Origin of the sequence: Anabaena sp. CA = ATCC 33047 (assembly GCF_963870205.1) — a bacterium.
Lineage (GTDB): Bacteria > Cyanobacteriota > Cyanobacteriia > Cyanobacteriales > Nostocaceae > Trichormus.
In genome coordinates this window covers 273,509-294,599 of record NZ_CAWMSA010000057.1, presented here as the reverse complement: position 1 = coordinate 294,599, position 21,091 = coordinate 273,509, and the positions used below count along the sequence as shown (strand labels likewise).

Here is a 21,091-nt window from a genome sequence, read left to right as displayed (position 1 = left end):
CACGGCAGAAATCAACCTTTTAACTTTCTGTGTACTGTTACTAATTGTTTGTTGGCTCTAGGAGCAGCAATAAATTAAAGAGGATAAAGAGGATAAATATGCACCAGTCTAAGCAAAACCAAGATCCTACTAAGTCTCAAAATAATTCGCAGACAAGGGAGGAATGGGAAGCACAAGAGAGTCTTTTAGATCAGCAAAATCCACTGGTGCAGCAATTTTCTGGTTTGGGAAATATACCTAATGCTGGTGTTCATGCCCAAATATTGAATGGTATTCCTGCTAACCAAATAGCGGCTAATCCGCAATTAATGCTGCAAATGCAACAGCAGTTTGGGAATAGTCATGTGAGTCAAGTAGTGCAGATGGCGAGGGAAAATAGTCAAGAAACTTCACAGCAACCACAGACGACGTTACAAGCGAAGTTGAATGAGCAATCAGCAGCGCACGGTGTCCAGCAAGAAAACAAAACCGGATTACCAGATAAGTTAAAAACTGGGATTGAAAATCTTGCCGGCATGTCTATGGATGATGTGAAAGTTCACTACAATTCTTCTAAACCCTCTCAGTTACAAGCATTAGCATATACTCAGGGAACAGATATTCATGTGGCACCAGGACAGGAAAGACATTTGCCCCATGAAGCTTGGCATGTAGTGCAGCAGAAGCAGGGGCAAGTTCACCCTACCATGCAAATTAAAAATTGGGCAATTAACAATGATTCATCATTAGAGAGAGAAGCTGATGTGATGGGGGCAAAAATATCACACTCACAACATCAAAAACTTTCTCCCGCAAATGAATTTCAGCAATGTAGCCCAAAACAAGCGCCTGTCAATAATGTAGTCCAAATGAATGGAAATTGGGGACGAATTGGTCTAGGAGCTTTACTTGGGGCGATTATCGGTGGCGGACTTGGTGCTTTAGGTTTTTTAATGGGACCTTTGGGTGCTATCACTACTCCGGTGGGGGCGACTTTGGGTGCTGCTATAGGTGGTTATATCGGACATAAAACCGGCAATACATCCCCAGCAATCCCCAACAACATGCACTTTGTCTGGTTAGGTGGTAGGGTTCCAGAGGAAAGACAGAAAAACATTCAGCAATGGGTGCAAGCTGTTCCGGGTGTTAGGATCAATTTATGGCTTGATGAGAATTCTCAACAGGCAACTTCTGAAGACCTTGACAATCTCAAACAGCAGGGCGTAACCATTCGACTAGTTTCTGAATTGTACAATAGAAGCGATCGCCTGCAAAAGGTGGCGAAAGGACTACCGACTGTGGACGAAGAAGGTGTCAATGTAGGCGCAACCGGGGCTTTATCAGATATTGTCCGCCTGGAAATATTGAAAATAGAAGGCGGAACCTATATGGATTCTGACAACAAACCAGGAGAAAATGCTGCCAAGTTTAAGGATATGACTGCACCTTTAGGTGTGCGCCTTGGTTGGGGTAAATTAAATTGGTCGGAGGCATTCTCTAACGACGCTATATCTGCTGCGGCTAACAACGAGTACATACAGCAATATTTGGAATTAGTTTACAAAAAGGTAAAAAATGAGGAAAAACGGCAGCAAATACTCAGTCGTGACCCGAAGTCTGTCAAAGAAGCTGTGATGAATGCCACAGGACCAGATGCAATGGCACAAGTCTCCTTACCCCTTTCTGCACAGCAACTTCAAGACTTAAGAGAAGAACAAGAGAAAATCATGAGTGGTTACTTTCCAAAAATAGAAAATGTTAATATAGGAACTTTTGGACAGAATAAAGAAACCTATAAAAGTATAACTACAAAGAACGAATTTTCCCCCGAAATGCTCAGAATTTTTCTGGAACTTGCCTATGACACAGACATGTTTATTCGGGCATCAGATAATGCCTGGGTACCAAAAGAAGAAGATATACAGTTAAGCTAAAAATTGATAAGTAAGCTGTCTCATTGTAGTAACGCAATCTTGTAGTTTAGTTATTGCCAGCTAATTTTTTGTTTAAAAATCAAGAATTTTGGTTAATTTTTTACACGGCTAAGGATGTAAATAGCTTTCTTGCTTTTACTTTCCTTTTTTTCCTATTCACAAATCAGGAGGCAAAAATGCCCAAATCTCAGCAAAACCAAACTCATCCTCAGTCTCAAAATAATTCGCAGACAAGGGAGGAATGGGAAGCACAAGAGAGTCTTTTAGATCAGCAAGATTCACTGGTGCAGCAAGTTTCAGCTTTGGTAAATATACCAAATGCTAGTGTTCATGCACAGATGCTAAGTCATATTCCTGCGAATCAAATAGCGGCTAATCCACAATTAATGCTGCAAATGCAACAGCAATTTGGCAATAGTCATGTGAGTCAAGTGGTGCAGATGGCGAGGGAAAGTCGTGGGCAACGCTTTGAAGGAAAACCAGCAGATCACGGTTTGCAGCAGCAAAATAAAACAGGATTGCCGGATAACCTGAAAGCGGGAATTGAAAATCTTTCTGGTATATCGATGGACGACGTGAAAGTTCACTATAACTCCGATAAACCCGCCCAGTTGCAGGCATCGGCGTATACGCAGGGTACGGATATTTATATGGCACAAGGACAAGAAAAGCATTTGCCACATGAAGCATGGCATGTGGTGCAGCAGAAACAGGGGCGGGTGAAGCCGACGATGCAAGCAAAAGGTGTGGCGATTAATGATGATCGAGTATTGGAAAGAGAAGCGGATGTGATTGGGGCAAAAGCTTTCGATATGAAGTGTTTACAGTTCCCAGCTATGAGGAAATCGGAAACCCTTGGCGAGGGTATTGGCGCATTTAGAATGCATTCCGATGGGGTGTTGAAGCATGGAAGTAGTGGACAGCCAAATAATCTCTTGATTACGCCAACGATGTCTGCGCCTCCCTCTGTGATACAGAGTAAGAAGACTACCAAGCCCGACGATAGCACTCTGATTGGCAAATTCAAAGCAAATAAGCTTCCCACGAGTGTACTCTTAGGCAAAACAACCGATTCCGAGAAGGGTGATGCAATCTGGAAGCATCTAAATAATACTTTCAACGACAATCAGGATAAAGGCCAGCGCTATTGGAACAACTTGCAGCAGACTATTACGGACTACAAGGACATCTATAAGAAAGCGGATGTGGAGAGTAAAAACAAAATCAAGCGCAGTGACTATGACAAAAAGTTCAGGGAAAACTATTCCAACACAGACCCAATACCCCTCAGTATTACTAACTACAGGGTGAACACAGAGGGCTACGATCCCCTTACATCATCTAAACCAACTGTGAAAACGGATATCTATGAAGGCAACTACAGCAATGAATTTGATATCTCTAGCGGCTCCATCAAAGCAGCATGGAACTTCGCAGCGAATGTAGACCGGGATACGGGTAAAGTCACCAGTTACTATGACAAGGCTTTGGAGGCAAAAAAGGGTTTGAATAACTCGGAGATCCTATGGCAGCAGTTTCAACTCGCAGCGAAGTGGCACTTCCAAACAGACCCAAGTATGGAGAGCAAAGTTATAGATGCTCTGAAGACCATCTCCACTATTAAGCGGGACACTGTTATCAACGACGAGACCAATGAGGTTGTGTATATGTCCTATCCCAACAACGAAGACTGGGACACAGACAAGGAGTGGAGGCCGACTCAGGACGAATTTTTTGCCATCCTTGGTACACCGAATGCGAGAAGCAGCCCCTACTTCCTTATGGATCACCTCGACCAAATCGAGAAAACCATTGAGAAAATCATAACAACATCGGGAGGAGGTATAGATATTAGCTTTACTAGCATCTGACAGCAGTAGTGCATCTGTGCGCTCAAAGTGGTCGATGAGCCTGTATGGTGATCGCTTTTCCAGTAGTGGAAAAAATTTATTATCGGTTGCGATCGCTTCCTATCAACAATATTTTGTGGCAATTGATGAGAACAATCGCACACGAACCAAATTTTACCACACTGTTGTGTTTTGTAACAAATCCAGTAGTTTTAAGACAAACTCATATCCAAGGATTCACTTAATCTGTAGGATGTAATCAATCTCTATGTTTAATCATTTATGACAACAAAAGCGCAAATTTATGTAATTTCTAGGTGATTTTATGCCCAGCGTAGTAATAGAAGAGATTCGCCACCGAGTAGCGATCGCAGGGTCTGTAACTAATGCTGTTACGAGACAAGGAATTCCAGATATTCAGGTAACAGTCACAGAACTAAATCTGCGTACTCAAACTCGTGAGGACGGTTCCTTCTATCTGTTGGATTTACCAGTTGGGCAGTATGAATTAGTCATTTCTGGTTCCCAGTTGGGCAAATATTACGGAACTAGCGAGCCTATAGCAGTCAGGGTAGCTGATGCTACAAATGGCCAACCCATTTTTGACCCTCAAGCACACATCAAGCTGCAACCAACTCAATTGACGGGGAAAGTTACGCGTCAAGATAATAATCAAGCCATAGCTGGAGCAATGATTAAGTTGCGTGGTAGTAGCATCCAAACTGTCACTGATAAAGAAGGTAAATATCTTTTTTCTGAGTTGCCAGCTAGCACTCAGACACTTGAGGTTACAGCCAGAGGTTTTGCCACTGCAACAAAAACACCAACCTTTACTGCTGGACAACAAATAACCATTAATTTCCAGCTAGCCTAAAGCCTACTGCTGCCTCAGTTCAATGATGATAGGGAAGTTTATCATCAGTTAACCATCAACGATTAATACTACTAATACTATTAATAATTAATCATTACCTAAAGTAAAAATTCATACAAATTACTAATCACTTTCTCATTCTGCATTCGGGTCAAGGACAAACAGTATGCCAAATTATCTAGCACCAGGCGTTTACGTTGAAGAAGTTGAACCATTAGCCAGACCAATAGCTGGAGTAGGAACCTCAACAGCAGGGTTTATTGGTGTGGTTCCGAATAACGTTGATATGCCCTTAAAACCGGGTAGTGAAACAGAAAAGCAGAAAGTCGCCCCTGCTAACGAACCGCAACTAATTACTAGTTGGGAACAGTTCAAAAACAATTTTGGTGACTTCCAAGCCTCAAATTCTATCCTCGCTCACGCGGTTTACGGCTTTTTCAACAATGGTGGTACACGTTGTTGGGTAATACGGGTTGCAGCTAGTAGTAATCTGACTAATTTAGCAGATGCCTTAAATAAATTTAAACCAATTGATGAAATTACAATGGTTGCAGTACCAGGAGTCACTAGCAAAACTCAGCAAGAAGCCATCATTGACCACTGTGCTGATATGAAAGATCGGGTAGCAATCCTCGATGGTACAGCTAATCCCAGTACTTTGACAGTCGATGCTATTAAAGGTGCTACTTCCGGTGAAAATGGCACTCAACCCACCAAAGATAGCGATTATGCAGCCCTCTATTTTCCCTGGATTAATGTCTCAGACCCTGCTTCTGGAAACATTATTTCTCAGCCACCGAGTGGACATATTGCAGGTGTTTATGCACGAGTAGATGGCGAACGGGGAGTATTTAAAGCCCCTGCGAATGAAGTAATTCGTGGTGTAGTGAGTCTAGGAAGGCAATTGAGTAGAGCAGATCAAGGAGATTTAAACAAAGCTGGTATCAACGTGATTCGCGCCTTCAATGGCAATATGAGGATTTGGGGTGCGCGTACATTAGGTGGAGATAACAATGAGATCCGCTACATTAGCACTAGACGCTACTTAAACTTTCTGCGAGAGTCGATTGATGAAGGTACTCAATTCGTTTTATTTGAACCCAACAATCCGGGACTGTGGCAACGTATAAAGCGGTCAGTAGGTGATTTTCTACTTAATCAGTGGCGTGATGGCGCGTTGTTTGGCGAGACTCCAGCACAAGCCTTTTTCGTCAAGTGTGATGCGGAAACCAATCCACCAGAAGTCAGGGAATTAGGTCAAGTTGTCACTGAAATTGGTGTCGCCATTGTCAAACCTGCCGAATTTGTGATCTTCCGCATTCAGCAAATGACTGGAAGCTAGTGGTCTGTCGCATTAATGTTTATACGTTAAAGATTAAAGGATTTAGTGCTATGCCTAGAGTTGATCCATACCGCAACTTTCGCTTTCTCGTCGAAATTGACGGTATTGTGCAAGCAGGGTTTTATGAGTGTAGTGGCTTTGGTTCCAGTGTCGAAGTAGTAGAGTATCGTGAAGGTGGTGACTTAACCACTGTACGCAAGTTGCGGGGATTAGTGAGTTACCCAGAAATCTCCCTCAAGTGGGGCTTAACCGATTCCCGCGAACTCTACGATTGGCATAAAGCAGCAGTAGATGGCGAAGTGCAACGCCGGAATGGCTCAATCATTATTCTCGACGATACAGGACAGGAAAAGGTGCGTTGGAATTTCTTCTATGCTTGGCCTAGTCAGTACGAAGCACCTAGCTTAGATGCTAAAGGAAACGATGTTGCCATTGATAGCATCACAATTTGTTGTGAAAGATTAGAAAGAGCAGCTTAAGTATTCAGAAATCAGTCATGGGAAAATCTCACGAACCAGGCGATAAAAATCTAAGTCCGGTGCATCTATGTTTGAAGCTAAAACCTCATCTGAGAAATCACACAACGAGATCATGCAACATCAATTAGAGAGGCATACAGATAAACGCAGACAAACATAGATTGGGTGATGGGTTTACTACTGAACTTTATCCCCAATCCCCAATCTAGTAAACAACCAATGATGAATCATAAACATGTTCCAAACTGAGTATGAATTTACATTACCAAAGGGCTATGTAGACAAAGAAGGAAATTTGCATCGCCAAGGAGTAATGCGGTTAGCGACGACATCTGATGAAATTATTCCCCTCAAAGACCCTCGCGTGCAGTCAAATCCTGCTTATCTAGTTGTGATTTTGATGTCACGGGTAATTGTAAGATTGGGTTCCTTGGAAGCGATTAATCCAAAAATAATCGAAGGTTTGTTTGCTGCGGATTTGACCTACTTGCAGGAGTTATACAACGAGATTAATGCTAATGGGGTGCGATCGCAAACTGCAATTTGTCCCCACTGCAACCAAGAGTTTACTGTTGAGATCCAAGCCTTGGGGGAATTCTAGGCTACCCTCTGGATTTGCTCCGTCAGGAGGTAGCCTGTATTGCATTCCATTTTCATTGGTCTTACGAGCAAATTATGAATATGGAACATCGAGAGCGAAAGGAATGGGTGCAAGAAATTATTAATCAGTTAGCAGTTAATAATGGGCAAATGGGTTATGGTGCAAGCAAAACCATCTCGCAAAGCGAACACTACTTTAGGTGAAAAGTGGCAAAGTTTTGCTACTGCAAAATTACAACAGCACCAAACTCAGCAGCAATCATTCTTATTCAGAGAAACTTTGCTCAAAAAGGTCACAAATTTGCTTCATCAAGGGCAAATTCATGCAAATATAGATTTGCCACCTTTACAATCTCAATTCGCTACTCAGATCCAGCAAAAATATTTGACTAACTTGAAGAAATTTCAACGGCAACATCATCAGTCAAATTCATTAGGGGAAACAACTAATAATCAAGAAAAGTTGATAGATATTGAACTGCTAGAATCGCCATTACCACAATTTAATCAATCAACTTTATTAGGAGAAAAACGAGGAAAAAAAGGCGAACAATCTGATTCTTCCCCTCAACAATCTCAAACCATTAAGCATCTAAACAAACCAAGCATTTTTAGCCAGCCTCAACCCTCTCTAACTACTATTGACCGCCAAATCATTCTGAACCAAAAAGCATCGCAATTAGTTAATCATATTACCCAGAAGTATAGTCGAGTTAACTCTCAGCCTGAAAATAATCTTACTCAAGGCAGAAAAGCAGTTGTTTTAGCTGCTGAATCTTCAGATATTATAAATCAGCAAATTGCACAAGAAGAACTAAAAAATAAAATTGCACAAAGTAGCTATTCAAATATCAGTCACCAACTCCGTAGCTTCCTTGGTAATATTTTGAATTTGCGAGTTCCTCATGTTAAAATTTATAATAATCAGGCGGCTGATAATTATGCCAAAAAACTCAATGCTGACGCAATAACATACGAAGATAAAGTATTGTTGAGAACTGGAAAGTATAATCTGCAAAAACCAGAAAGTATTGCTCTGATTGGCCACGAAATTACCCATGCTGCTAATTTAACTCCCCAAAGACAAAATTACCAATTTCCTCATAGCAACGCAGTAGAGGAGCAAGCAGCTTTAAGTAATGAAAAAAAATTACTAAATTATTTTTCTTTACCAGGAGCAAGTATTAGTTCTCCACAACCATCTATTCCTATCAGTAACATCGGTTCTTCTAATAATTTTCATCAGGCTTCCAGTTCAACTCCTAAAACAGCAGCAGCAGGTAGATTTAATAAATCTCAAACGGAGACATCTTCACCTACATTCGAGCTAACAGATATTCAGATTGATAGGATTGCAGACCAAGTTGAGCCTATAGTGTATAGAAAAATATCCAAGCTTATTCAAGAAGATTTTGAACGAGGGGGTTAGGATTAATGGCATTAGAAAAGGCAACGATTGTTGTCATAGAAACTAATAAACGAATTCCGGTAATGTTTAACCCGGAAGAGTACTCATTAGATGTTGGAAATACCTTTGCCGAAATCGGAATTCCGGGACTAAAAACTCCACCTATTCAGTATGTACGTGGAAACAGTCGGATTCTGAAAATGGATTTGTTTTTTGACACCTTTGAATTAAGGCGCGATGTCAGGCAATTAACTGAACAAATTACGTCTTTATTGAATCAAAATCCAGCAACTCAAGCACCTCCTATTCTAATTTTTTCTTGGGGAGGATTTAACTTTCGGTGTGTTTTGGAAAGTGTGGGACAACGTTTTACCATGTTCATCGAAGATGGTACACCTGTCAGGGCAAATTTATCAGTTAGTTTCCGTGAATATGAAGCAGTCAATATTGAGATTCAAAGAGGCTTCTTTTTTGGGCCTCCTACTATTCGTAATACTGTTTCAGCAGCAGTTAACTTGATTCCTCAAAATACACGCGATCGCATTACCACAGAAGTAGGTAATTTCGTTGAAGGTACAATTCACCAAGTTGTGGAAGGAGAAACCCTAAGTCTGATTGCTGGTGCTGTCAGAGGTGATCCAGAAGCCTGGCGAGAAATTGCCGCAGCTAACAACATAGAAGATCCCATGAATTTAGAACCAGGAACTGAATTATTTGTCCCCACTCTGACATACCTGAGTCGTCTACCGTTAGCAAGGAGAATTGATCAGTAATCAACTAATATTGCAAAAATAACTCATAAATAAACAACTTAGTACCAATTACCCATGCAGCCATATTACGTCCCCGATTTCCTAGTCAAAATAACAGGTATTACACTAGGGGCTGATATCACAAATGCTGTCATTAGCTTGACTGTAGAAAGTCACATTGACATGGCAGACATGTTTAGCATACAGTTCAACAATGCTGACTTGCGCTTTACAGATTCAGCATTATTTGAGGTCGGTAAACGAGTCGAAATTTACATGGGTTATGTGGGTAATTTGCAACCCATGATTTTAGGGGAAATTGTAGCTGTTAGTCCTTCTTTTCCTGAAAGTGGAGCACCTACAATTACTATTACAGGTTACGATTTATCCCATCGGATGCGGCACAACTCGCCCAGTCGCTTTACCTTTACAAAAACCCCTGATTTTCTCATTGCTAGTCAGATTGCTGCCGAAAATTTACTGATTCCAGTTGTTGATCCTACCCCTCCAATTTGGGAGTCAGTGCAACAAACAGGTAGTGACTGGGCATTATTAAAAGAACTGGCTGATCGCAACTTTTTTTGGGTGTATGTCTTTTGGGATAAACTTTATTTCCGCTTCCCGCGACCCCAAACTGAACAGGTGGTTTTAGAATGGGGTAAAAACCTCAGTAGCTTTAATCCTCGCTTATCCACCTCTGGACAATATGGGATTCAAATCATTCGTGGCTATGACTATCAACTAGCACAAAATATCGTTGCTATTTTGCCATTAATTGCTCTTGATCCCACCGACCTAGACAATATTATTGAGCGACTGGGAAGTACATTTATTGAGCAACTTTTGCAATTGGGCAGACATGTAATTCGCAATCAACCGGTCACAAATTACTTAAATGCAGCAGCACTGGCAAAATCCATTCTCTTACAGCTACTACAAGGGTTGTATGAAGCCTCTGGTAATTGTATTGGCATCCCAGAGTTACGGGCAAGAGATACAGTAGAAATTCGCGGCGTTGGTAAGCGTTTTAGTGGACAATATACCCTCAGCAAAGTCAGACATATCATTGATGGCAGTGGTTATCGTACTCAGTTTGAAGTATCTCAACAATTTACCAGTAGTATCCTCAAAAGCTTACGCAAAAAAATTGCCGAAAGCCCCTCACCCAATAAACAAGAAAAAATGACTGGTGTTTTCGTGGGTAAAGTGGTGAATAACCTTGATCCAATGCAACTTGGCAGAATACAGGTATCATTTCCACATCTGAGCGATCTTAATATTAGTCCTTGGGCGCGGATTGCCACAATGATGGCGGGTGCGAATGAAGGTAGCTACTTTTTACCAGATATGGGTGATGAAGTTCTCGTATCTTTTGAAAAAGGAGATATTAATAGTCCTGTAATTGTCGGTGGTTTGTGGAACGGACTAGCTAGACCACCAGAATTCAACACGGGACTTAATGCTAGAAAAATGATTCAAACTAAAACAGGCTTGAAGCTGATGTTTGATGAAACACCAGGTCAAGAAAGTTTGAGTTTGGAGACGCTTGCAGGTTTAACTGTTAATTTATCAGACACTCAAGGTATCACAATTAAAGACCTTCTTGATAACTCAATTCACGTTTCTCCACAGGGAATTACTATTAACAGTCCCACGAGGATTAACTTGACAGTAGCTGGTAATTCTATTGAAATCAATGCAAGTGGTGTTACAATTCAAGGTACTCAAATAAATCTTAATTAGGGAGAGTATATGGGTAAGTTAATTACAGTTTCTGGTCGGACATTATTACTTTCAGGTCAATCACCTCCCACTTTGAATTACCAAGTTGTAGAAACTGATATTCAAGCAACAAAAACACGAGGCAATAAAAAACCGATTTTAATCCAACAAATTAAATTAGACTGTACATGCTTTGGAAGTTACTCAGTAACTACCACTTTTAGTGGTACTGGAAGTGCAGTAATTGTTGCAAGCAGCACTACTGTAAAATGCGAGAATCAGCCAATTTTATTAGCGGGAGACCAAGTAACAATCACCTGTAGCGGAACAATTACGGAAACAAGCACTGGGGCTACTTCTTCAGGAACAGCTTCTGTAACTGTCACAGTAAGTAATACAAATCAAACTAATATTTTTGCTAGTTAAATAAGGACTATGAATGCTGATTTTCTCGGTAAAGGTTTCGCTTTTCCCTTAAAAATTAATGCTCGTGGTGGTATTGCTCAATCCCAACAACAGCAGAAAATTCAGGATTCGATTCGCTTTATTTTAGGAACTCAATATAACGAGCGGGTGATGCGACCAAACTTTGGTTGTAACTTAAATAGCCTGTTATTTGCACCTAATAATCGAGCGACAGCAAACCTTGCCCATTACTATGTTGAAGAAGCTTTAAAAATTTGGGAACCAAGAATTATTCTTGAAGAAATAGTAATTGATAACGACTACGAGCATAACTGTTTGATAATTAAAGTTTCTTATCGGATAAAATCAACCTACGAATTACAAAACTTAGTTTATCCTTTCTATTTAGAGTCACAATAAAGGAATTAATCAAAATGGCAAGAGGTAGAGTAGATCCACCAAATTTAGATGACCGTACTTGGCGAGAAATAGTTGAACAAACAAGGGCGTTAATTCCTCGCTATGCACCGGAGTGGACTGACCATAATCCCAGCGATTTAGGTATTGCTTTAATTGAGCTATTTGCCTGGATTGTGGAAAGTATGATCTACCGCCTCAATCGTGTACCAGAAAAAAACTTCATCGAATTTTTGAACTTACTAGGAATCACCCGCGATCCTGCTACACCCGCCTCTACTTTTTTAACCTATAAAATAGCTCCTACAAGTAGTAGTTCAGTGATGATTCCTAAAGGTCATCAAGTTTCGACACCACAAACAGAAATAGAAGAAGGAATTGTTTTTGAAACGGATCGAGAACTGACAGTTTTACCAATTAATTTAACGACAGCTTTATCTATTAATCAAGCTCAAATTGAAGAGGTCACTTCTGCTTTAGTCGCTTCACCTTTGACAGGAAAAAAAATCACCATTGTCGAAAATCAATCTATTCTGCTTGGACTCGGTTTTGATGCTGCTATTACTACAAGAATTGAGTTACTATTTCGTTTTACTGAACCAGTCCAAGAAAATCAAATTAACATCAATTGGTACTATTCTGCTGGTAATAACACACCAGAAAATTGGTCAGCAATTACTTCTGTAAATGATGGTACCGAAGGAATGCAAAGCAATGGCATCATCTCCCTGGAAGTTCCTGCCGACTGGACAGCCCAAAACCCAGAAAACTGGTCTTTAGGAGGAATTGCTGAAGATATTAAACAGCCCCGCTTTTGGTTAGGTATTCGGATTACGAATACCACAGCAGCAAGTGGAACTCCCCATGCAGTAGAAATTGGTATTCGCCATATCCTCTTCAACAGTGTTCCCGCTACCAATGCTCTGACTATTAGTCAAGCAGAACTACTGGGAATCAGCAGTGGCGAACCCTTCCAGTTTTTTGAGTTGCGATATCAACCTCTGTTTAAGCAACCCAGAGTGCAAGATCCTTACGAACATTTAATTATTCAGATACGAGAAGCCTTAGATAATGGCGAGTTCACAGAATGGACAACTTGGACTCACCAAGCAGATTTACCCAAAGGTGCAGGAAATTACTATCGCCTCAACCCAGTAACAGGGACAATTACCTTTGGTAACTATCATCCAACAATTTCACCTGATGGTCACGGCACAATTCCCCCACAGGGAAGTGAGATTCGTGCTTTGACTTATCGTTATGTTGTTGGCGGCGTGCAAGGGAATGTCCCGGCTAATAGCATTCAATTGATTCGGATGCCAATTGGTAACCTTACAGGAGTTACTAACTTAGGTGCAGCCATTGATGGTGCAGACGAGGAATCAATTGAAGATACAAAACGACGCGCCCCAGAAGTGCTGCGTAACCGCTATCGCGCCGTTACTGTGGAGGATTACGAGTATTTAGCTAGGGAAGCTTCTACCGAAGTCAAAAAAGTACGCTGTTTAGCACCCAGACAATTTACGCAATACGACAGACGACCAACTGGAGCAGAAATTGGTGATGCTTGGACTTATGGCGGGATTGATCGCAGTATTGGCACAGTCAACGTGATCATTATTCCTCAAGCCCCCTTGAGCAATCCTAACCCCAGACCAATGCCCTCGGAAGAATTACTGCGGGAAGTTTCTGACTACCTCGAAGAACGTCGTCCTGTAACCACCCAGTTACACGTTACCTCACCTCGTTATTTACCAATTAACGTGATCACAGAAATTAGGGTTTGGCAAAAAGCTTTTGACAACGGTTTATTACAACAGGCAGACTATCAACAACAGGTAAGGAATAAAATTGTGAGCAAAATCAGTCGCTTTCTCGATCCGATTTGGGGTGGTGTGGAAGGCAATGGCTGGGAAGTGGGACAAGAAATCAATATTTCTAGCTTATTTGAAGTCATTCAGCCAGATCCAGAGATTGGTTTTATTGCTGATTTGAAATTGGCAGCTGGGGAACCATTTTATCAACCAAATGACCGACCTGAAAGCATTAATCAACCCCTTGTGCGTGTACCAGTCGCAGATTATGAAATTATTTGCGCTGGTATCAATCATCAGATTAACGTTGAACGCTTGAGGTAAGCACTAATCAAAATGACCAACATCAGCACTTACACAAAATATCTTCCGTCTGTTCTTTGGTTAGCGGAAACTGACCCAACTTTATTTCTAGCACGCACATTGCGTATCTTTGAACATATTCTGACTGGTATTCCTGCTGATGCTGAAGCCATGCAAGCAGAAGCTACTATCGTTAGTTCAGGTCAAAATCGGATTGAAGTGAGTAAAGTGATTGAGGCAAATCAGTTTCAGCCTGGAGATTTGCTGAATATTGTTGGTACTAAGGAACAGGTATGGGTTAAAAGTATTAGTAACACAGAAATTTTCTTAACAAATTCTCTCAAAAGTAGCTACAGCGAAGGAAAATTGCGCCTGAGTGCGGACAATTCGTTAGCTAAAACAATTGAGAAAATCCCGCAACTGTTTAATCCTTGGCGCACTCCCCCAGAATTTTTACCTTGGTTAGCATCTTGGTTAGCATTAGAGTTTCAGCCAGAGTGGAGTGAATATCAACAACGTCAATTTATCTCGGAGATTTTGTCTATTTATCAGCAGCGTGGCTTAAAACCAGGTGTACTGACTTACCTGGATATCTATGCTGCTACAGGAGAAAAGCCGCGCATTGTTATTGATGATGGGGAAGCAGTGTTGCGGGCAAAATTGACGACTGATGGCGCAGTGCAACTTAAAACTGTTGCTTATAGCCGCGTGGTTGGTAATGTAGCAGTGCTATTGCATCCAACGGCGATCGCCGTTGACAGGGACAACAACTATATCATTGCTGATCTAGGTGGCGAAGTTAAAAACCAAGACCAATGGAAAGCGTCACTGTGGAAAATGTCCAGTACAGGAGAAATTACTTATCAATCTAGTAATCCTTTACCAGTTCCTCAACCCATTTATTCCGGAGATGAAATCAAAAACCCGACGGCAGTAGTCGTCTCTGAAGATAACCGTTACTACCTCTTGAGTGTCGGTGATCGAACTTCGCGTCCTCGTTCGGCAATTTACTCATTTAGTGCTTCCCCTGGAAGTATTAATACTGTTATTAACCAAAGCACCACACCCACTCTACCAGCAATTAATCCTATGGATATGGTACTGGCCTCTGATACGCAGACATCCAAACAATTTATAGTTTTAGATCGTGGCAGTCATCGAGGTAGTTCAACAACCAAAATAATTGTTGTCAGTACAGATCCTTTAGCAGTGGAGGAACATATTTTAACTACAGTAGTCGAACCCACTGCTTTAGCTAGAGATCCGGTAACAGGACAGTTAATTATTGCCGATGCGAAAGAACCACCTAGAAATAATTCCCCGTTCAGTGCTGCGGATTTGCTCAGGGTTGATCCTAATAATAATTGGTCAGTGACTTCACTGTTGGGAAACCTGAGTCTTGCACAAAACCCACTGATTTTTCCCACAAGCTTAGTTTGGGAAAGTCCCCAATCTTTGTTAATTTGCGATACAGGAGTACGAAAAAGAATCGTTGATGATAATAGCAATCGACACCGTGCTGAACCAGCAGCTATATATCGTGTGGATTTGTCGCAAACACCACCGAAAATTACCCAAATCACCAACCAAAGAAAACTAGTTCATCCTACAAAGATTGCAATTGATCGTCAAGGATATTTGCTAGTTACTGATCGAGGTTCAGCCTATAACATTCAAGATCAAGAAAGAGAGTGGCGTGCTAAACCTAATGAATTTGGTGTCGTGGTTCTGTTTTCACAGCAGCGTCCGACTTCCAGGGAGCAACGTAACAAAATTCGCTTTGAAATTGCTAATGTGATTGATCAACAGAAACCAGGACATACTTTTTGGTGGATGCGATCGCTTTAAAAGTTATCAGTTATCAGTGACCAGTGATCATTCAAGAAATCATTAGTCATCTCTACATTTGTGCCGACTTACTTATTCACTAAATTCAATCAAGGAAACAACTATGTCGTCCGAACCAATTAAACGCAATCGCTATTCTGAACCTCCCAGAAATGAAGGTAATTTTTCTGCCAGAAACTTTGATGAAGATTTTGCTGATTTTCATCTACCTTTAAACCGGATGCAACTGGCTAACTTCCAGGAATGGGGCGTTGCTCAAGGATTAGAAGTAAGTGGTAGTGTTGCTGGTACAACTCTTACTGTGGCACCAGGAGTTGCCATTGATCACCGAGGACAACTGATTTCTCTTTCTAGTGAAGGCAAGGGTGATATTGGTAAAAATCCCCCAAGCGAAGACCACGAAGAAGTACAAGTCCCGGTGGTGCTGGATCTGACGCGCTACACTCAAACTCCTGATCAACCCCTTTACCTGACGATTCAGTTTTCCCAAATTCTGCGTTTCGATGAAGGGCCTCTGGGTAGATATGAAGATGCACCTTGGATACGTTTGCAGCCTGTGAATGGCTTTGCGGACGATGGTACTTCTGTTGTGCTGGCAAGAGTAGTAGTTAAAAGTAATGGGGAACTGACGGAGTTAACAGCACAGGGACGGCGTTTGGTAAGTAAAACAGTGCAACAACTGGTGTTGCGTCGTCCACAAATAGTCGGGGAACAGGTCAAACAGGTGAGTGCAGGGAAACTGGCGGCTACAGATCAGGGTTTGCAATTGAGTGTCCCCGATGCTGGAAACGAAGTCCTGCTCTCTCAGGAAAATGGTAATAATTTTTCTCGGCTAGAGGTACGTACTGATAGCAGCAATTTCACTGGTAAGCTGAATGTTAATCAAGATTTACAAGTTACGGGTGCGATCGCCTCTAGTGGTTTAAGTGTAACTGGCAACTGTGGTATCACACAAAACTTGCAGGTCACAGGTGCGATCACAACTGCGACTTTAAATACCAATGAACTGGCTGTCACTAGCAATGCCAACATTGCTGGGAACCTGAAAATCTCCGGCAATCTAGAGGTTGAGGGAGATGTGACAGCACGAGATGTCGAGCATGTCTCTGGTAATGTATCCTTCGGTGATGCCGATAATGATGAAGTGAAAATAACAGGCGTGTTGCGATCAGGGCATTCTTCTGGAACGTTGCAGGTAGATGATGCTTTGCACACAACTGGTTGGTTAACTGTTGACGGCAATATCTCTATCGTTGGTAGAGGTGGTCGAAACCACTTCAAGGATGTGGAAAAATCAGATGGAGCAGGACTCAGGGTAGGTGCTGCCTGGAATATGTATGGCATCTACGCAGAAACCGGGCGGGGAGTCTTAGGTGGTGCAAGTGGGGTTAGCTTACAAAACAATGCTTTAACAGTTGAAACCAATGGTAACGTCGGCATTGGTACAACATCTATCCATAATCCTCAGCGTTGGAACAAAGTTTTGGATATTTTAGGTACAACTCATGCTCGGTTGAATGTAAGATCTAGCGGTGGAGTTGTTACCAGTGTTTTTAGTAATGACAACTGGAGTGGTGCCAGAGGTGTGATTGGCACAGACTCGAACCATCCATTAACATTGGCTACTAACTATACACATCATGTAACTCTTGATACCAATGGCAATTTCGGCATCGGTACGACTAATCCAGGGGCGAGACTAAATATTATTCATCAAAACCAGGATGCAAATGGAAATTCATTAATTATTGGTCCAACAAATCAGTCAAATCTGAGACTGGGCTATCATCAAAACTATAGCTGGATTCAATCTCATGGAAATAAGCCATTAGCAATTAACCCGATTGGAAATAATGTTGGCATCGGTACGACTAATCCAGTGATGAAGTTGGATGTGAATGGATGGATATCTATATCAGGAGGCAATGGATTGCGATTTTACAACGCTAATCAGTCTCAATATTGGCAAATCTATCCAGAATGGAACGATGCGGGCGATCCAGATTTGATGTTTGACTTTAGTGCCAAAACCCAAAACAAAGGTTGGGTAAGAGGTTGGCTTGAACCAGAAGGTGGGTGGAGACAGCCCAGTGATGAACGACTCAAACAAGATATTGAACCCTTGGCCAATGTATTGGATCGAGTTATTAAGTTGCAGCCCAAATCTTACCATTGGCTCAATTCAGGGAATAATTCCTGCAAGTACTTTGGTTTTATTGCTCAGGAAGTAGAGCAAATTTTCCCTGATTTTGTCAGTGAAAAGCGCGGCTTTAAAGGAATGAATTACAATGATTTTTCTGTAGTTGCAATTGCCGCCATTAAAGAACAACAAGAACTGATCTTACAACTACGAGAAGAGGTAGCTGATCTCAAAGAGCAAGTTAATCAAGTAAAGAGTAACAAGAAAAATAGGTAGCTAGTCTTACTGTTGACCTTCAAACTCATATCCCGACGTTAATCAAGCTATCTGTCGCGCTACAGTGAAGTGAAGGAGATGGTATTGCTTCGATGTGGACTATTCGTGCTTTAAAACGTGCAGGATTTCAAGTCGTTAAAAGTAACAGTGACTTATAAATTTCAATAGGAATAATATCCAATCCAAAACAATTATTGTGGAAAATTACCAACAACCAGACCGTAAATATTTATAATTCACTGTACGATTTGATTAAAGTTTTAAACTGATTAAATCCATGCCAATCTCTCTCTGCTAACCTCTGTCCTCCAAAACTTAATTTCACAACTGTTTTTGCCATAAATTTACGTTTAGCTGCACCATGAAGTTGAAATGCAGTTCCAAACAGCTTTTTTAGCAAATCAGTTAATACTATAGACACGGATATTGCTTGCCAGACTCAAAAACACATTAAGAGGGAACAGGGAACGGGCAACTCTTAACAGGGAAATCCCCATAATTAAAATTAGGGGATTTGTTAATGAACGTCTTTTTTCTTGCACTACGTGCCTCGTAGCTGCAAGGCTTCTCGGAGAGTACAAAATGTTTTTATTTTTTTCATGAATAAATTAAGGGGCTTGTACCCAATATTCGGCTGCTCATATTCTTTCACTGTTAAGAGTTCCCTGTTAAGAGTTCCCGCCCCGTTGGCGCAGCCTCTCGTAATTTCTGTAGCCTACATAATATCACATTGTCACTAGATGCCTAACTTTATACTGTTTAATTTCTTCCAAAGGTTCATTTTCTCCTGAAGAAAAAGCAGTCATCAGATGACCGCTTGCTTCTACTTTAGCTTGATAAGTACCACTTTTTTTACCATCAATCCCAGTAAAATTAATCTGAACATCCGCCCATTCTTGATTAATTTTATCTTCAGCTAAAATTTGCCCGGATTTTTGATATTGCAGCCAATTCCAACCCTCTTGCATCAATATTTCTCGTTCCACAATTTGCTCAAACTTAGATAAACCACCCCATCCCCGATAGTAAGGATAAAGTTCTTTCACAGAACCTTTACGCCATACCAATACATCTAAAATTTCCGGCTTTAAATGACCCCAGTATTGTCCTAGTGGTAAATCAACTAGGGTAGGTGCAAACTGATGTCCGCCAAAATGACTGCATCGCCAAACACGTAGATTTGGATGAGTTGTCGCATATTCAGCACGCAGTTTTTTATAGATGGGATAACCAAATCTGCTACAGGCAGCATCAACATTACCATGTGTGCAGACAAGTAATTCTCTAATATGATGACTATGTTGGCGATATTGTGCAAAATTTTGCAGTTTTTCTGGTTCTTTGACTAAAGCAAGTGCTAAATTACCAATTTCCGCATCTGGTACGATAAATTCTTGTTTTTCATACTCAGCAAATAAGCCAGATGGGCGGCGATAGTAAAATACGTGTTTATACCCAGGAATAGAATACTCTTTATCTGGTGCGATCGCTAGCTGTCGAATTGTCCCCCCACCTTCCCAAACAAAGTTTAAAGCGTCTATTACTCCTTGTGGCATAGGATCAGGTTCAATCCAAATTTCCACAGGCCAAGGTTGTGCAGCTTCAATAATTAAATATTGTTCCACAGCGATCGCAGTTCCAATTGGGTCTTCACCGTTAGCTTGAGAAATTTCTGAACAAAAACGGCAATTATTTTGAGTTTTGTTAATTGACATATTCAAACTTACCTCACTAAATATTTGAACAAATCATCAATAATTTTATTAACTCCCAAAGGGCTACCAGAAAACCCATCACTTTGATTTACTATATAGAAAAATAGGTTTTGAATACCTACTAAAGTTGCTTGGACGTTATTCCAAGTACCACGAACACCAATTTCGTAATTATCTACCTTTTACTGAGCACCCATTTAACCATGAGCAATTCTATCAAGGTGTGTTAATTAAATACTTAAATAAATCATCAATAATTGCATTGGCAGCTAACATACCACTACCAATCCAGTAACTTGGAACTACATAAACCTTATTTTCTTTTACAGCTTTTAATTTTCTCCACAGGGGACTTGATTTGAGTTGCTCTAATTGATAATTTGCTGTTCGATTACCTTTGGCGTTATTTTCATAAGTCCAAATAAAAATAACATCACCATCTGCTTTTTTAATTAATTCATTACCGATGGAAACTTGAATGGGATTACCAAATATTTTTTTTGCCTCTGGAGCAGTAAAATTTTGTGATTCTGGACGAGATAAACCGGCATCTTGCAAAACTATTCCGCAGAAAGAATCAAGTAGATAAAGGTTAATATTATTTGGATATACTCGCACTACAGAAACTTTAAGTTTGGATAATTTATTGCCCATTTTTTGCTTAAATTCTGCAAGACGTTGGTAATAATTTTCCATTACTTGTTGAGCAACTTCTTGCTTACCTAAAGCCAAACTAATGTTTGTAAATACCTCTTTCCATGTACCACTGTGTGCAAATTGTAACAAAACTGTCGGAGCGATTTTTGAGTATAAAGAATAAAATTGCTGTTGATAGACAAAACCCAAAATAAAATCTGGTTTGAGTGCCAGAATACTTTCTAGATTAGGTTCGCCAATTTTACCGATGTTTTGTACTCCTGTCAGATGGTCTTGCAAATATGATGGAAAATTTGAGATTACAGCACCAGCAGGTTTAACCCCTAGTGCGATCGCATTTTCCAATGAAGCATCATCTAGAGTCACAAGTCGCTCAAACTTTTCGGGAACACAGGATATTCCCGCCCCGTGTTCTACCTGACGACAGGTTGTGTTTTGACTTTGATAATTCTCAGGTAAAGAACCACCATGATGACAAGCAACAGTTACGAATAGAGTACACAATAGTGTGAACACAAATCGCCACCAATGAGTTAAACTTTTGATTTTTTTATCACTGTCATTCATGATGGAATC

General features: G+C 40.8%; 19 protein-coding genes. 16 read left to right on the top strand and 3 right to left on the bottom strand.

The features are described 5' to 3' along the window. Window positions 1-98: 98 nt before the first annotated feature. The 16 genes from AACS98_RS19270 (at window position 99) to AACS98_RS19195 (ending at window position 18,143) form a co-directional block, all read left to right on the top strand. Window positions 99-1,913 (top strand): TcdA/TcdB catalytic glycosyltransferase domain-containing protein, encoded by a 1,815-nt coding sequence (locus AACS98_RS19270; protein ID WP_084386940.1) that lies wholly within the window; start codon window positions 99-101, stop codon window positions 1,911-1,913. A 68-nt stretch (window positions 1,914-1,981) separates the two neighbouring features. Then, complete coding sequence (locus AACS98_RS19265; protein ID WP_231867045.1) at window positions 1,982-3,784, top strand: eCIS core domain-containing protein; 1,803 nt, start codon at window positions 1,982-1,984, stop codon at window positions 3,782-3,784. Between the two features lie 44 nt (window positions 3,785-3,828). Beyond that, window positions 3,829-4,008 (top strand): hypothetical protein, encoded by a 180-nt coding sequence (locus AACS98_RS19260; protein ID WP_066382808.1) that lies wholly within the window; start codon window positions 3,829-3,831, stop codon window positions 4,006-4,008. Between the two features lie 80 nt (window positions 4,009-4,088). After that, window positions 4,089-4,637 carry a carboxypeptidase regulatory-like domain-containing protein gene (locus AACS98_RS19255; RefSeq protein ID WP_066382806.1) on the top strand — a complete coding sequence of 183 codons (549 nt, stop codon included), beginning with the start codon at window positions 4,089-4,091 and terminating at the stop codon, window positions 4,635-4,637. A 166-nt stretch (window positions 4,638-4,803) separates the two neighbouring features. Then, window positions 4,804-5,979, top strand: a complete 1,176-nt coding sequence (locus tag AACS98_RS19250) for a phage tail sheath family protein (RefSeq protein ID WP_066382804.1) — start codon at window positions 4,804-4,806, stop codon at window positions 5,977-5,979. A gap of 50 nt (window positions 5,980-6,029) precedes the next feature. Further along, complete coding sequence (locus tag AACS98_RS19245; protein WP_066382911.1) at window positions 6,030-6,458, top strand: phage tail protein; 429 nt, start codon at window positions 6,030-6,032, stop codon at window positions 6,456-6,458. Between the two features lie 235 nt (window positions 6,459-6,693). Beyond that, window positions 6,694-7,059: a hypothetical protein gene (locus AACS98_RS19240; protein WP_066382802.1), complete on the top strand. Its 366-nt coding sequence runs from the start codon at window positions 6,694-6,696 to the stop codon at window positions 7,057-7,059. A gap of 14 nt (window positions 7,060-7,073) precedes the next feature. Beyond that, the gene (locus AACS98_RS19235) at window positions 7,074-7,262 is read left to right on the top strand and encodes a DUF6760 family protein (protein WP_339373723.1); all 189 of its coding nucleotides are present in this window, start codon (window positions 7,074-7,076) and stop codon (window positions 7,260-7,262) included. Window positions 7,263-7,521: 259 nt separating this feature from the next. Beyond that, window positions 7,522-8,487 (top strand): eCIS core domain-containing protein, encoded by a 966-nt coding sequence (locus AACS98_RS19230; RefSeq protein ID WP_198161159.1) that lies wholly within the window; start codon window positions 7,522-7,524, stop codon window positions 8,485-8,487. A gap of 5 nt (window positions 8,488-8,492) precedes the next feature. Further along, the gene (locus AACS98_RS19225) at window positions 8,493-9,239 is read left to right on the top strand and encodes a CIS tube protein (protein WP_066382797.1); all 747 of its coding nucleotides are present in this window, start codon (window positions 8,493-8,495) and stop codon (window positions 9,237-9,239) included. 54 nt (window positions 9,240-9,293) lie between these two features. Next, complete coding sequence (locus tag AACS98_RS19220; RefSeq protein WP_066382796.1) at window positions 9,294-10,961, top strand: phage baseplate assembly protein V; 1,668 nt, start codon at window positions 9,294-9,296, stop codon at window positions 10,959-10,961. Between the two features lie 9 nt (window positions 10,962-10,970). Then, window positions 10,971-11,366 carry a hypothetical protein gene (locus tag AACS98_RS19215; RefSeq protein ID WP_066382795.1) on the top strand — a complete coding sequence of 132 codons (396 nt, stop codon included), beginning with the start codon at window positions 10,971-10,973 and terminating at the stop codon, window positions 11,364-11,366. A 9-nt stretch (window positions 11,367-11,375) separates the two neighbouring features. Continuing rightward, entirely contained in the window at window positions 11,376-11,765 is a 390-nt protein-coding gene (locus tag AACS98_RS19210) for a GPW/gp25 family protein (protein ID WP_066382793.1), read from the top strand. Between the two features lie 14 nt (window positions 11,766-11,779). Then, on the top strand, window positions 11,780-13,900 hold the full coding sequence (locus AACS98_RS19205) for a baseplate J/gp47 family protein (protein ID WP_066382791.1): 2,121 nt from the start codon (window positions 11,780-11,782) through the stop codon (window positions 13,898-13,900). 12 nt (window positions 13,901-13,912) lie between these two features. After that, window positions 13,913-15,727, top strand: coding sequence for a phage tail protein (locus AACS98_RS19200; RefSeq protein ID WP_066382790.1), 1,815 nt, complete (start codon window positions 13,913-13,915; stop codon window positions 15,725-15,727). Window positions 15,728-15,830: 103 nt separating this feature from the next. Then, window positions 15,831-18,143 (top strand): tail fiber domain-containing protein, encoded by a 2,313-nt coding sequence (locus tag AACS98_RS19195; protein ID WP_066382789.1) that lies wholly within the window; start codon window positions 15,831-15,833, stop codon window positions 18,141-18,143. Between the two features lie 229 nt (window positions 18,144-18,372). On the opposite strand, the gene AACS98_RS19190 is transcribed toward AACS98_RS19195, so the two are convergent. The 3 genes from AACS98_RS19190 to AACS98_RS19180 form a co-directional block, all read right to left on the bottom strand. After that, the gene (locus AACS98_RS19190; protein WP_066382788.1) at window positions 18,373-18,564 is read right to left on the bottom strand and encodes a hypothetical protein; all 192 of its coding nucleotides are present in this window, start codon (window positions 18,562-18,564) and stop codon (window positions 18,373-18,375) included. Between the two features lie 304 nt (window positions 18,565-18,868). Further along, complete coding sequence (locus AACS98_RS19185; RefSeq protein ID WP_066382787.1) at window positions 18,869-19,858, bottom strand: sucrase ferredoxin; 990 nt, start codon at window positions 19,856-19,858, stop codon at window positions 18,869-18,871. 216 nt (window positions 19,859-20,074) lie between these two features. Continuing rightward, window positions 20,075-21,082, bottom strand: coding sequence for an iron-siderophore ABC transporter substrate-binding protein (locus AACS98_RS19180; RefSeq protein ID WP_066382786.1), 1,008 nt, complete (start codon window positions 21,080-21,082; stop codon window positions 20,075-20,077). Window positions 21,083-21,091: the final 9 nt, after the last annotated feature.